11 protein-coding genes are annotated in these 13,122 nt (G+C 65.0%); 5 read left to right on the forward strand and 6 right to left on the reverse strand.

The features are described 5' to 3' along the window. Nucleotides 1-88: 88 nt before the first annotated feature. The 6 genes from J6525_RS30240 to hutI all read right to left on the reverse strand — a co-directional run bounded on the left by J6525_RS30240 (nt 89) and on the right by hutI (nt 8,087). Nucleotides 89-1,339, reverse strand: coding sequence for a transporter substrate-binding domain-containing protein (locus J6525_RS30240; RefSeq protein ID WP_225647408.1), 1,251 nt, complete (start codon nt 1,337-1,339; stop codon nt 89-91). A gap of 126 nt (nt 1,340-1,465) precedes the next feature. Continuing rightward, nucleotides 1,466-2,020 (reverse strand): ANTAR domain-containing response regulator, encoded by a 555-nt coding sequence (locus J6525_RS30245; protein WP_225647409.1) that lies wholly within the window; start codon nt 2,018-2,020, stop codon nt 1,466-1,468. 83 nt (nt 2,021-2,103) lie between these two features. Continuing rightward, entirely contained in the window at nt 2,104-3,258 is a 1,155-nt protein-coding gene (locus J6525_RS30250) for a transporter substrate-binding domain-containing protein (RefSeq protein WP_028331424.1), read from the reverse strand. Nucleotides 3,259-3,621: 363 nt separating this feature from the next. Continuing rightward, the gene (gene hutU / locus J6525_RS30255; protein WP_225647410.1) at nt 3,622-5,289 is read right to left on the reverse strand and encodes a urocanate hydratase; all 1,668 of its coding nucleotides are present in this window, start codon (nt 5,287-5,289) and stop codon (nt 3,622-3,624) included. A 27-nt stretch (nt 5,290-5,316) separates the two neighbouring features. Further along, nucleotides 5,317-6,876, reverse strand: coding sequence for a histidine ammonia-lyase (gene hutH, locus J6525_RS30260; RefSeq protein ID WP_225647411.1), 1,560 nt, complete (start codon nt 6,874-6,876; stop codon nt 5,317-5,319). Continuing rightward, entirely contained in the window at nt 6,873-8,087 is a 1,215-nt protein-coding gene (gene hutI / locus J6525_RS30265) for an imidazolonepropionase (RefSeq protein WP_225647412.1), read from the reverse strand. The genes hutH and hutI overlap by 4 nt, the downstream gene beginning before the upstream one ends. An 85-nt stretch (nt 8,088-8,172) precedes the next feature. On the opposite strand from hutI, the gene J6525_RS30270 reads away from it, so the two are divergent. The 5 genes from J6525_RS30270 (at nt 8,173) to J6525_RS30290 (ending at nt 12,984) form a co-directional block, all read left to right on the forward strand. Beyond that, nucleotides 8,173-9,531 carry a formimidoylglutamate deiminase gene (locus tag J6525_RS30270; RefSeq protein WP_225647413.1) on the forward strand — a complete coding sequence of 453 codons (1,359 nt, stop codon included), beginning with the start codon at nt 8,173-8,175 and terminating at the stop codon, nt 9,529-9,531. Continuing rightward, nucleotides 9,528-10,271, forward strand: coding sequence for a histidine utilization transcriptional repressor HutC (hutC, locus tag J6525_RS30275; protein ID WP_225647414.1), 744 nt, complete (start codon nt 9,528-9,530; stop codon nt 10,269-10,271). The genes J6525_RS30270 and hutC overlap by 4 nt, the downstream gene beginning before the upstream one ends. A 134-nt stretch (nt 10,272-10,405) precedes the next feature. Next, nucleotides 10,406-11,350, forward strand: coding sequence for an ABC transporter substrate-binding protein (locus J6525_RS30280; RefSeq protein ID WP_225647415.1), 945 nt, complete (start codon nt 10,406-10,408; stop codon nt 11,348-11,350). A gap of 78 nt (nt 11,351-11,428) precedes the next feature. Further along, nucleotides 11,429-12,202 (forward strand): ABC transporter permease, encoded by a 774-nt coding sequence (locus J6525_RS30285; protein WP_018270830.1) that lies wholly within the window; start codon nt 11,429-11,431, stop codon nt 12,200-12,202. Beyond that, nucleotides 12,199-12,984 carry an ABC transporter ATP-binding protein gene (locus tag J6525_RS30290; protein WP_225647417.1) on the forward strand — a complete coding sequence of 262 codons (786 nt, stop codon included), beginning with the start codon at nt 12,199-12,201 and terminating at the stop codon, nt 12,982-12,984. The genes J6525_RS30285 and J6525_RS30290 overlap by 4 nt, the downstream gene beginning before the upstream one ends. The last annotated feature ends 138 nt before the right edge of the window (nt 12,985-13,122 follow it).

Below are 13,122 nucleotides of genomic sequence, written 5' to 3' on the forward strand. Positions count from 1 at the left end.
CTCGCACCCGTTCGTGCGAGAGGCAGCATTCGTTTCGGGACGCTGGCCGCCGGCGCCGCACGCCGACGGCCTTCGTCAGCCCCCGTCGTCAGCTCTTCTCGACCAGGCCCTTCTCGGTGCATGACTGTCCGGGATAGGCCGCGTAAGGCACCGGCTTCAGCCACTCCTTGGCCTCGACGAGAATCTCGAACTGTCCGTTCGACTTCGCCTGCGCGATCTTGGGCCACAGCCAGGTGTGCAGGTTTTCCGACTCGATCCGGACCTTGCCCTGCGGTGCAATCACTTCCTGGCCCTTGACCGTGTCGCGTATGTTCGGCGGTGTGAGATCGCTGGTCGCGAGCTTCTCGACCGCCTGCTTGAACAGGTAGGTCTGGAAGTAGCAGGCCTCCGACACGAAATGCGTCACCTTGTCGGCGCCCCAACGCTTCTTGTAGGCCTCGACGAACTTCTCGTTCTCCGGCGACTTGTGCACCATGAAGTACGGCGCCGAGGTGAAGTGACCGGCGGCGGCCTCTCCGCCCATCGCCGCGACCTCGTTCTCTGACGTCGTCAGGCTCGCCATCGGCATCTTCTCGGGATCGAGGCCGGCCGCCTTGTACTGACGATGCAGCGCGACCACGGAATCGCCGACCACGGTAGAAAAGATCACGTTCGGCTGCGTCGAGCGGATCTTGTTGATGACGGAAGAGAATTCGGAATGGCCGAGCGGCACATATTCTTCCGCCACGACCTCGCCGCCGAGTTTCTCAAGCAGCTTCTTGCAGTAGTTGTTCTCTTCCTTCGGATAGATGTAGTTGGAGCCGATCAGGTAGAACTTCTTGCCGAACTTCTTGACCAGCCAGGGCACGAACTCGTCCTGCTGCTGGTTCGGCACCGCGCCGGTGTAGATGACGTTCTTCGAGCACTCGCGGCCTTCATAGAGCGTCGGATACCAATAGAGATTGTTCTGCCGCTCGAACACCGGGAGCACCGCCTTGCGGCTTGCCGAGGTGTAGGAGCCGAACACACTGACGCATTTGTCGCCGACGACGAGCTTGCGGGCCTTCTCCGAGAACGTCGCCGGATCGGACGCGGGATCCTCGACGATCGGCACGATCTTGCTGCCCTTGATGCCGCCTGCGGCGTTGATCTCCTCGATGGCGAGCAACGTCGCCTTGTTGAGCGATTCCTCGATGATCGCGGTCGTTCCCGTCAGCGAGAACAGCACGCCGACCTTGATCTCGCCGCCGGCGGCGTAAGCGAGGTCGGCGTTCTTGATCCAGATGTGCGGCAGTCCGGCGCCGGCAAACGCGCCAAGCGCCGCGGTATTCCTCAGCAAAGTCCGCCGTGAAATGCTCATCCCTAGCTCCCTTCAGGACTGAAAAACAAAAAGCCCTCCCGATGCGCGCTTACGCGAGCATTGGGAGGGCTTTGTTGCCGGTTGTGTCGAAGGCGGCGCTGTCGCCGCCGGCCCCGCTATTGGGGCTTACTGTTGATGATCGTAGCCAAGCAGTTCGAACGAGTCAACAATCGCCGCGGCGACTGCACTTGCCGACACGCGACGATCCATCGCCTGTCGTCTGATGAAGCCATAGGCTTCGGTTTCCGGCATCTGCCGCGTCGCCATCAGGATCGCCTTGGCGCGCTCCACCGTGCGCATCGAGCGCAGATTGTCATCGAGCTTCTCTATCTTGCTGCGAAGCCGCCGTTCATAACCAAATTGACTGCGCGCCAGCACGAGGCTGGACAGCACGGCATTCTGCGTGAAAGGCCGTGGCAGCACGGCGTTCGGCGTCGCATGACACAGCGCATCGGCGTGAACGGTTTCCGTCGCCGGCAGGATCACAACCAGCGCCGAGCGTGCATCGCCGGGAATCCATGGCAGGCGCCGCGCGAGGTCAGGGGAATATTCGCAGTACACCACGTCCGCATCGGCCGGCACGCTCTCGGGCATCGGCCAGACCTGCCGCACCCGCATCCGGAACCGCTGCAACTCGCGCAGCAATATGCCGACCTGATCGTCGACCGGCGCGACCACCACTGCCGACAGATCGGCAAGTTCCTGAACCATGGTCTTGCGTCCGCCGACGTCTCGGCTCAGCGACGGCTTACGCGACATTTCGTTCATTGGACGCTTCCTGTTTGCGTTGCACGACCATATCCGATCAGGAACGGATCCGCATGCACCGGTTCCTTCGACTGGCTGACGACATCGAACTGCCCCTGGCGGTTGGCGCGCCCGATGCGGGTCCAGAGGTCGGTATGACCCGACATCGGGTTGACGGTGACGGCACCTTGCGGTGCATCAAAGCTGGTGCCGAACACCATCGAGCGGAGAACTTCGGTGTCGAGTGAATTGACCTGCTCGAGCGCCTTCGCGAACAGATGCAGCTGGAAATAGGATGCTTCGGCGCACATGTTGGTTGAGATATCGGCGCCGAACCGCTTCTTGAAGCGCTGCACAAACGCATTGTTGGCGCTGCCCTCGACGCCCTGGAAATACGATGCGGCCGTGACGTGTCCCTCGCCGACGTCGAAGCCCATGGCGGCGATTTCCGCTTCCGTCGTGGTCAGGCTGGCGATCGGCACCTGCTTTGGATCGAGCCCGACATTGGCATAAGCCTGATAGAGGAACACCGTGCCCTCGCCGACGACGGTCGAGAAGATCACGTCGGGCCTGACACGCTTGATATCCTGGATGATCGGCACAAAATCCTGCCAGCGCGCGTAAACATTGACATAGCGCTCGCCAACGACCGAGCCGCCGTTGCTCTTGAGCAGCTCCCGCATCACCCGGTTGGACTCGCGCGGATAGATGTAGTCCGACCCCACGAAATAGAACCGCGTTCCGAACGTATCCATCAAATAGCGGCACAGCGCGAGGCTGTTCTGGTTCGGCGAGGCGCCGGTGTAGATGACGTTGGGCGACGCCTCGAACCCTTCGTAAAGCGTCGGATACCAGAGCAGGCCGTTCAGCCGTTCGACTACCGGCAGCACCGCCTTGCGGCTCGACGAGGTGTAGCAGCCGAAGATCGTGCTGACCTGATCCTCGATCATCAGCCGCTTGGCGTAATGGCCATAGGCGGCCGAGTCCGATCCGGGGTCATAGGCAACGGGAACCAGCTCGCGGCCGCAGACGCCGCCCGCTTCATTCACCTCTTCGATCGCGAGTTGCGTGCCCTGATACTGGGTCTCCTCGATGACCGACATGAAGCCGGTTCGCGAGAACAGCACTCCTATCCGCCACGGAGCGGATGTCGTCTGGGTAAGGTTCGACATGATCAGGCCCTCGACAGAATTGGAGGGACGAGAGGGATTATTGTTCTTGTTGCTCTCGAACAGCATTGCCGGCTGCGGAAGATTGCATGCCATCTGCCGCGAGACAAGGACCCCGGCCGCTCATCCTGTCAGCGAAGCTGACGCGAAAGCAGGCAGACTAATGTGTCACCCGCGACGGATCACAGGTGCAGCGCTCCACGGACCACCTATCTCTGGTAGCTGCACCGCCGATTTCCCGTATCAAGGCATGTCCGGCCGGTCACCTCGCGTCCATCAACCGGAAGGTTGAGAGCTGCAACGGGATTGCTCGTTAACCTGCGCCCCGGTCGGGAGATGCCGCAACTCCCGATCGAGGAAGTCCCATCAGCGCAGACTGGGCAGATCGAGCCCGTTGGCGCGCGCGCATTCAACCGCCGTGTCATAGCCGGCGTCGGCGTGGCGCATCACGCCTGTCGCCGGGTCGTTCCATAGCACACGCTCGAGCCGGCGCGCCGCCTCCGGCGTGCCGTCAGCGACGATCACCATGCCGGCGTGCTGCGAATAGCCGATGCCGACGCCGCCGCCGTGATGCAGCGACACCCAGGTGGCGCCGCTCGCGCAGTTGAGCAGTGCATTGAGCAGCGGCCAGTCGGACACCGCGTCGGAGCCGTCGCGCATCGCCTCGGTCTCGCGGTTCGGGCTCGCCACCGAGCCGCTGTCGAGATGATCGCGGCCGATCACGATCGGCGCCTTGAGCTCGCCGCGCGCCACCATCTCGTTGAAGGCAAGGCCAAGCCGATGGCGGTCGCCGAGCCCGACCCAGCAAATTCGCGCCGGCAGTCCCTGAAACTTGATGCGCGCCTTGGCCATGTCGAGCCAGTTGTGCAGGTGGCTGTCGTTGGGCATCAGCTCCTTGACCTTGGCATCGGTCTTGAAGATGTCCTCGGGATCGCCCGACAGCGCCGCCCAGCGGAACGGTCCGACGCCGCGGCAGAACAGCGGACGGATATAGGCCGGAACGAATCCCGGGAAATCGAACGCCTGCTTCAGGCCCATGTCCTTGGCCATCTGGCGGATGTTGTTGCCGTAATCGAGCGTCGGAATTCCCTGCGCGTGAAAATCCAGCATGGCCTGGACGTGATCGACCATCGAGGTCTTGGCCGCTGTCTCAACGGCCTTCGGATCGGCCGCGCGTTTGGCTTCCCAATCTGCGAGCGTCCATCCCTTCGGCAAATAGCCGTTGATCGGATCATGCGCGCTGGTCTGGTCGGTGACGATGTCAGGCCGCACGCCGCGGCGCACCAGCTCGGGAAAGATCTCGGCCGCATTGCCGAGCAGGCCGACCGACACCGGCTTCTGGCTCTTGACCGCCTCAGCAATGATCGCGAGCGCGTCATCGAGCGTCGTCGCCTGGCGATCGAGATAACCCGTGCGGAGCCGCATCTCGATGCGGCTCGGCTGGCATTCGACCGCGAGCATCGAGGCGCCGGCCATCGTCGCGGCCAGCGGCTGGGCACCGCCCATGCCGCCGAGGCCCGCCGTCAGGATCCATTTGCCGGCGAGACTGCCGCCATAGTGCCGGCGGCCGACCTCGACGAACGTCTCGTAGGTCCCCTGCACGATGCCCTGGCTGCCGATATAGATCCAGGAGCCTGCCGTCATCTGGCCGAACATCATCAGGCCCTGCCGGTCGAGCTCGTTGAAATGATCGAGCGTTGCCCAATGCGGCACCAGGTTGGAGTTCGCGATCAGCACGCGCGGCGCGTCGGCATGGGTCCGGAAAATGCCGACCGGCTTGCCGGACTGCACCAGCAGGGTCTGGTCGCCTTCGAGCTTGCGCAAGGACGCCGCAATCCGATCAAAGCTCTCCCAGTCGCGCGCCGCACGGCCGATGCCGCCATAGACCACGAGCTCGCTCGGGCGCTCGGCGACATCAGGGTCCAGATTGTTCATCAGCATGCGCAGCGGTGCTTCCGTCAGCCAGCTCTTGGCGCTGATGTCGGTGCCGCGGGGAGCACGGATGATGCGTTCGTTATCCAGTCGGCGGTTCATGACGGATGTTCCTGCTAAGCAAGTCTTCTAAGTCAGTCTTGGAAATGGATCGGTCGGAAGCACCGCGATCGCAGCGGCGGGCAGCGCGTCGGCTTCGATCAGAGCGGCCGCCCTGGCGAGATCGTCAGCCATGTAGCGGTCGGCGGCAAGCGCCGGAACCTGCTCTCGGAGCGCGGCAATGACCGCAGCGAGCGGTGCGCTCGTTGAATGCGGCGCGCGCAGCGTGATGCCCTGCGCCGCGACCAGCAGCTCGATGCCGAGGATAGCCGCGAGATTGTCGGCCATGTCCGACAGCCGGCGCGCGGCATGGGCGGCCATCGAGACGTGATCCTCCTGATTGGCGCTGGTCGGCGTGGAGTCGATCGAGCACGGCAATGCACGCTGCTTGTTCTCGGCATAGAGCGCCGCCGCCGTCACCTCGGCGATCATGAATCCGGAGTTGATGCCGGGCTCCGGCGTCAGGAACGGTGGCAGGCCGAAGTTCAAGGCGGGGTCGACAAGGGTCGCGATCCGGCGCTCGCTGGTCGCGCCGATCTCCGAAAGCGCCAGCGCAATCTGGTCGGCGGCGAACGCCACCGGTTCAGCGTGGAAATTGCCGCCTGACACGATCTCGCCGGTCTCGACCAGCACCAGCGGGTTGTCCGTCACGGCATTGGCCTCAATGGTCAGCCCGCGCGCGGCCTGCGCCAGCAGGTCGAGCACGGCGCCCGCGACCTGCGGCTGGCAGCGCAGGCAATATGGATCCTGCACGCGCTCGTCGCCTTCGAGATGCGATTGCCTGATGTCGCTGCCGTCGAGCAGCGCGGTCAGCGCCGCAGCCGCGGCGATCTGCCCGTCATGGCCACGCAAGGACTGGATCTCCGGACGAAACGGCACCGTGGAGGCCATCGCCGCATCGACCGACAGCGCGCCGGTCACCAGCGCGGCGCACGCCAGACGATGCGCACGCAGCAGGCCAGAGATGGCATAGGCGGTGGAAAACTGCGTGCCGTTGATCAGCGCGAGCCCCTCCTTGGGGCCGAGCGTCAACGGCGCGAGGCCGGCAGCGGCAAGCGCTTCGCGGCCTGGCACGATCCTGCCATCAAGGAATGCCTGCCCCTCCCCGATCATGACCGCGGTCATATGGGCGAGCGGCGCGAGATCGCCGGAGGCACCGACCGAGCCCTGCTGCGGCACCAGCGGAGTGACGCCGTGCGCCAGCATGCCCTGCAACTGCTCGATCACCTCGCGGCGCACGCCGGATGCGCCGCGACCGAGCGAAATCACTTTCAACGCCATCATCAGCCGCACGATCGGCTCGGGCGTGTTCGGACCGACTCCGCAGCAATGCGACAGGATGAGGTTGCGCTGAAGCAGCGCGGTTTGATCAGGCGCGATGCGCGTCGAGGCCAGCTTCCCGAAGCCGGTATTGATGCCGTAGACGGGAATGTCGATGCGCGCCGCCTTCGCCACGATCTCCGCGGCCGCCTCGACGCGCGGCCAGCACGATGGATCGAGCACAATGGGCGCACCGGCGAGCACGCGCGCCAGGACGTCGAGGCCGACGGTTCCGGGCGTTACGACGACGGGCGAATCCCGATCGTTCATTGCCCCCTCCACACCCGGCTGTGCAGCGGGTTGAAGCCGATGCGGTAGACCAGTTCGGCCGGACGCTCAATGTCCCAGATCGCCAGATCGCACCACTTGCCGGCCTCGAGCGTGCCGGTCTCGGCGAGCATGCCCAGCGCACGCGCGCCTTCCCGCGTCACCCCCGTGAGGCATTCGGCGACCGTCATCCGGAACAGCGTTGCGCCCATGTTCATCGTCAGCAGGAGCGAGGTGAGCGGCGAGCTGCCAGGATTGCAATCGGTCGCCAGCGCCATGTTCACACCGTGGCTACGGAACAGCTCGACCGGCGGCTTGTGCGTTTCACAAATGAAATAGAACGCGCCGGGCAGCAGGACCGCGACGGTGCCGGCCTTCGCCATCGCCACCGCGCCGGCTTCGTCGGTGTGCTCGAGATGATCGGCCGAGAGCGCCGAGAATTTCGCGGCCAGCGCCGCGCCGCCGAGATTGGACAGCTGATCCGCATGCAGCTTGACCGGCAGTCCGAGCGCACGCGCCGCCTCGAACACCCGTGCCGTCTGCTCTCCGGAAAACGCGATCCCCTCCATGAAGCCGTCGACGGCATCGGCGAGGCCGGCCTTGGCCACGGCCGGCAGCATCTCGTTGCAGACCAGATCGATGTAACCGTCCTTGTCGCCGATGGCCTCCAGCGGCAGCGCATGCGCTCCGAGGAACGACGTGCGGATCGCAACCTGCCGCATGCGGGCAAGGCTGCGTGCCGCCGCAAGCTGCCGCATCTCGGTCTCGGTATTGAGGCCATAGCCGGACTTGATCTCGACCGTGGTTGCGCCCTCGCCGATCAGCGCGTCGAGCCGCGGCAGCGCGCCGGCGACGAGCTCCGCCTCGGTCGCCTTGCGCGTCGCCGCAACGGTCGAGACGATGCCGCCGCCGGCGCGCGCGATCTCCTCATAGCTCGCGCCCTTCAGGCGCAGCTCGAACTCGTGCGCGCGGTTGCCGCCGAAGACGAGATGGGTGTGGCAATCGACCAGCCCGGGCGTGATCCAGCGGCCGGCGCAATCGGTCCGTTCAACGGCGTCGGCATCCACAGGAAAATCCGACTGCACGCCGGCATAGACGATGCGGCCGTCGCGCGCCGCGATCAGGCCTCGCTCGATCTCACCGAGATCAGTGCGGTCGCTGCGCATCGTGGCGAGCCGGGCGTTGTGCCAGATACGGTCGAAGCGCTCTGCCATGCGATCGTCCCCTCAAGGTGGGATGCTTGACTTATATGTCTAGACATATAATCGTGTCCGGGTTCTGTCCAGCCGGCGTGAAAAAATGACACGACTGCATTTCGCATTCGCGCTGCTGCCTTCGGGCTGGGCCAATGACGTGCAGGTCGTCGTTGTCGATGGCGCGATCACCTCGGTGACGGCGGGCGTTGCGCCTGGCGCCGGCGACGAACGTCACCAAATGGCGGTTCCGGGATTGGCGAGCCTGCACAGCCACGCGTTTCAGCGCGGCATGGCCGGCCTTGCCGAACTGCGCGGCAACACGACCGATACGTTCTGGACCTGGCGTGAGACGATGTATCGCTTCGCGCTGACCATGACGCCGGACGACGTCACAGCCGTCGCCACATTGCTCTATGTCGAGATGCTCGAGCGCGGCTTTACCCGTGTCGGCGAGTTTCACTATCTGCATCATGATTGGGACGGCGCGCCCTACGCCAATCTCGCCGAGATGGCCGTGCGCATCGCAGAGGCCGCCAGCGCCTCCGGCATCGGGCTCACGCTGCTGCCGAGTTTCTATGCTCACAGCACGTTCGGCGGCGCCGCACCGCATGCCGGGCAACGTCGCTTCATCTGCTCGGTCGATCAGTTCGCCGCGCTGATGGCCGCCTCGCGCGAGGCAATCCGAAAACTTCCCGGCGCCAACATCGGCATCGCTCCGCATAGCCTGCGCGCCGTGGCGCCGGATGAGCTGGCGGCGATCATCCCGCTTGCCGGGGCGGACCCGATCCACATCCACGCCGCCGAACAGGTGCGCGAGGTGGAGGATTGCCTTGCCTGGTCAGGACAGCGGCCGGTGCAATGGCTGCTCGAACATGCGCCCGTCGATCGACGCTGGTGCCTCATTCACGCGACCCACATGACGGAGCAGGAAGTCAATGCACTCGCCGGCAGCGGCGCGGTTGCCGGCCTTTGCCCCGTCACCGAAGCAAGTCTCGGCGACGGCATCTTCTCGGCGCGCGAATTCCTCGCCGCGGGCGGCCGGTTCGGCATCGGCACCGATTCCAATGTGCTGGTCGGCGTCGCCGACGAGCTGCGCCAGCTCGAATACGGTCAGCGGCTGAAACACCGCGAGCGCAATGTGCTCTCGGGGCGTCCCGGCACATCCACCGGCCGCGCCCTGTTCGACCAGGCGCTCGCTGGCGGCGCGCAGGCTCTGGCACAGACCAAGGCCGGGCTTGCGCCCGGCGCGCGCGCCGACATCGTCAGCCTCGACACCGCGCATCCGTCCCTCGCGGGACGGTCGGGCGACGCGGTTCTCGACGGCTGGCTGTTTGCAACCGGCAGCGACGCGATCGATTGCGTCTGGGCCGCCGGCGACAAGGTGGTCGCGGGCGGACGGCACCGGCAGCGCGACAAGGCGCGCGAGCGGTTCAATGCGAGCGTCCGGAGGCTCGTCGCATGAGTCTTGCCTCCGATCGGGACCGCCCTGCCGCGGCCGGCAAGCCGACGCTCTACAAGCGGATCAGGCTCGATATCGAGACCCGGATCCTGACCGGCGAATGGCCGCCCGGGCATCGCATCCCGTTCGAGCACCAGCTGATGGCGCGCTATCGCTGCTCGCGCATGACGGTGAACAAGGCGTTGTCGGAACTGGCGCAGGCCGACCTGATAGAGCGGCGGCGCCGTGCCGGCACCTTCGTGCGCCGTCCGCAGCATCTGTCGGCGGTGCTCAAGATCGCCGACATCCGCGCCGAGATCACCGCGCTCGGCCGCAGCTACGGCTATCAGCTGATCGAATGCCGGCGGCGTACCGCGACATCGGCCGATCGCGCCCGGCTCGGCGTCAGCACGGCCGGCAAGGTGGTTGCGATCGCCTGCCGGCACAGCGCCGACAACGTGCCGTTCGCCGTCGAGGACAGGCTGATCGATCTCTCCACGGTTCCGGAAGCTGCCACCGCGGACTTCGCCCGCGAACCGCCGGGATCATGGCTGCTGCACCACGTGCCGTGGACCGAAGCCGAGCATACGATCAGCGCGATCGTTGCGGACGATCGCACGGCGAAGGCGCTCGACATCGCGGTCGGCGCGCCGTGCCTCGTGATCGACCGCTACACCTGGCGCAGCGCACGCACGGTGACGGCGGTGCGGCTGCATTATCCAGGCGAGACGCATCGCCTGGTCGCTCGCTTCAAGGGAGGCTGAGGACACCTTGCGCGGCATATTTCATGCAATGCATCATCGGCCATCGTCCGCCGACATGCTTCATGCGGCAATCCGCCGCGACTGACGTGAAGACATCAACTGGGTTCAATCCATCGTTCAAGGGGTCGACAATCATGCGTTCCTTCAAGCTATTGCCCGCAATCGCAGTCTTGCTCGCGTCCACGGGCGCGTTTGCGGATGACGTCAAGGTCGGCGTCGGCATCTCCGGTTGGACCGGCTTCGCGCCGCTGACGCTCGCCAAGAAGGCCGGCATCTTCAAGAAGAACGGCCTCGACGTGACCTTGAAGAAGATTCCGCAAAAGGACCGCCATCTCGCGATTGCGTCGGGCGACATCCAGTGCGCGGCCACCACGGTCGAGACTTGGATCTCCTGGAACGCCAACGGCGTCGCGACCAAGCAGATCTTCCAGCTCGACAAGAGCTATGGTGCCGACGGCATGGCCGTGCGCAACGACGTCGCCGCGATCAAGGACCTCAAGGGCAAGACCGTCGCGGCATCGGCGCCGGGTACCTCGCCCTATTTCGCGCTGGCCTGGATGCTGAAGAAGAACGGCCTCACGGTGAAGGACGTCACCGTGGTGAATCTGGAGCCCGCCGCCGCGGCGCAGGCCTTCGTCTCCGGCCAGAACGATGCCGCGATGACCTACGAACCCTATCTGTCGACCGTGCGCGCCGCTCCCGACAAGGGCAAGATCATCGCGACCACGCTCGACTACCCGATCGTGATGGATACCTTCGGCTGCACGCCGAAATTCCTGACCGACAATCCGAAAGCTGCGCAGGCGCTGGCCAACAGCTATTTCGAGGCGCTCGACATGATCGCCAAGGACCAGGCCAAGTCCTACGAGATCATGGGCGCTGACGTGAAGCAGACCGGCGAGCAGTTCGGCAACTCGGCAAAGTACCTGCGCTGGCAGGACAAGGCCGCCAACCAGAAATTCTTCGCCGGCGACTTCCTCACCTTTAACAAGGACGCCGCTGAGTTGCTGCTCGAGGTCGGCATCATCAAGGCCGCGCCGAAGGTCGAGGACATCTACGACGCCAGCTTCATCAAGTAACGCAGCAACCCTTTCCACCGGTCCCGCATCGCGACACAGCGGGCGGGACCGGCGCATAAGCTACGCCCGGATCATCTGATGCGTCCTCTCGAGCCCACGACATCGAAGCAGCGCGTGGCCTATGGCCTCGCCTTCTTCGTGCTGTTCGTCGCCCTCTGGTCCTGGGCAACGTTCGGCGGCCACGTGTCGAAGACCTTCCTCGCCAACCCGCTCACCATGGTGCAGGAAGGCTATGAGCTGCTCGCCAAGCAGGGCTTTCTGTTCGACATCGGGATGACGATCTGGCGCGTGATCGGCGGGTTTGTGCTTGCTGCCGTCATCGCGGTGCCGCTCGGCGTTTTGATGGGAGCCTACAAGCCAATCGAGGCCTTTCTCGAGCCGTTTGTGTCCTTTGCGCGCTACCTGCCGGCATCCGCCTTCATCCCGCTGCTGATCCTGTGGGCGGGCATCGGTGAGTTGCAGAAGCTGCTTGTGATCTTCATCGGCGCGGTGTTTCAGATCATCCTGATGGTGGCCGTCACCGTCGGTGCCACAAGGCGCGACCTGGTGGAGGCCGCCTATACGCTCGGCGCCCGCGACCGCGGCATCATCCGCCGCGTGCTGCTGCCCTCCGCTGCGCCCGAGATCGCTGAAATCCTCCGGCTGGTGCTGGGCTGGGCCTGGACCTACGTCATCGTAGCCGAGCTGATCGGCTCGTCATCCGGCATCGGGCACATGATCACCGACAGCCAGGCGCTGCTCAACACCGGCCAGATCATCTTCGGCATCATCGTGATCGGGCTGATCGGCCTGATCTCCGATTTCCTGTTCAAGGCCTTCAACGCCTGGCTGTTCCCCTGGAAGCTCGCATGACCGCGCTCAGGATCGATCAGGTCTCGCGAACCTTCCCCGCTCGTGCCGGCAACGCGCCGACGAGAGCGCTTGAGCCGACCACGCTCGACGTCGGCGACAACGACTTCGTCACCATCCTCGGCCCCTCCGGATGCGGGAAATCCACCCTGCTCCGGATCATCGCCGGGCTCGACCGGCCGACCAGCGGACGGGTCACGCTCGACGGGCGCGAGGTCACCGGCCCCGGCGCCGACCGTGGCATGGTGTTCCAGTCCTACACTCTGTTCCCCTGGCTGACGGTGCGGGAGAACATCGCCTTCGGCCTGCGCGAGCGCGGCGTTGCGCAAGAAGAACGCCACAAGATCGCCGACGCTTTCATCCGGCGGGTCGGGCTGTCGGGCTTCGAAAACCACTGGCCCAAGCAGCTGTCGGGCGGCATGCAGCAGCGCACCGCGATCGCCCGCGCGCTGGCCAACGATCCAAAGATCCTGCTGCTCGACGAGCCGTTCGGCGCGCTCGACAACCAGACGCGCGCGCTGATGCAAGAGATGCTGCTCGGGATCTGGGAGCGCGACCAGAAGACGGTGCTGTTCGTCACGCATGACATCGAGGAAGCGATCTTCCTCGGCGGCCGCGTCATCGTCATGAGCGCGCGGCCCGGCCGCATCAAGGCCGAGATCGCGGTCGACCTGCCGCATCCCCGGTCCTACAAGATCAAGACCACGCCCGAATTCGTCGCCCTGAAGGAGCGGCTGGTGGAAGAGATCCGCACGGAGGCCCTGAAGGTCGCCGAACAGGCCTGAGAGCCTGTTTCTCCGTCATGCCAGGCCTTGTGCCGGGCATCCACGTCTTTGCTTCAATCGGACAAGAAAGACGTGGATGGCCGGGACAAGCCCGGCCATGACGAAGCAGCGCCAGTTGAGGAAAGCCGACGATTGGCT

The organism is Bradyrhizobium australafricanum, assembly GCF_020329495.1.
In the GTDB taxonomy this organism is placed as follows: domain Bacteria; phylum Pseudomonadota; class Alphaproteobacteria; order Rhizobiales; family Xanthobacteraceae; genus Bradyrhizobium; species Bradyrhizobium australafricanum.

Excerpts from the sequence above, each read along its gene's own strand:
- J6525_RS30250 (WP_028331424.1), bottom strand. The coding sequence starts at position 3,258 with ATGTCGAACCTTACCCAGACGACATCCGCTCCGTGGCGGATAGGAGTG.
- hutI (WP_225647412.1), bottom strand. The coding sequence starts at position 8,087 with ATGGCAGAGCGCTTCGACCGTATCTGGCACAACGCCCGGCTCGCCACG.
- hutC (WP_225647414.1), top strand. The coding sequence starts at position 9,528 with ATGAGTCTTGCCTCCGATCGGGACCGCCCTGCCGCGGCCGGCAAGCCG.
- J6525_RS30240 (WP_225647408.1), bottom strand. The coding sequence starts at position 1,339 with ATGAGCATTTCACGGCGGACTTTGCTGAGGAATACCGCGGCGCTTGGC.
- J6525_RS30285 (WP_018270830.1), top strand. The coding sequence starts at position 11,429 with ATGCGTCCTCTCGAGCCCACGACATCGAAGCAGCGCGTGGCCTATGGC.
- J6525_RS30280 (WP_225647415.1), top strand. The coding sequence starts at position 10,406 with ATGCGTTCCTTCAAGCTATTGCCCGCAATCGCAGTCTTGCTCGCGTCC.
- hutH (WP_225647411.1), bottom strand. The coding sequence starts at position 6,876 with ATGAACGATCGGGATTCGCCCGTCGTCGTAACGCCCGGAACCGTCGGC.
- hutU (WP_225647410.1), bottom strand. The coding sequence starts at position 5,289 with ATGAACCGCCGACTGGATAACGAACGCATCATCCGTGCTCCCCGCGGC.
- J6525_RS30290 (WP_225647417.1), top strand. The coding sequence starts at position 12,199 with ATGACCGCGCTCAGGATCGATCAGGTCTCGCGAACCTTCCCCGCTCGT.
- J6525_RS30270 (WP_225647413.1), top strand. The coding sequence starts at position 8,173 with ATGACACGACTGCATTTCGCATTCGCGCTGCTGCCTTCGGGCTGGGCC.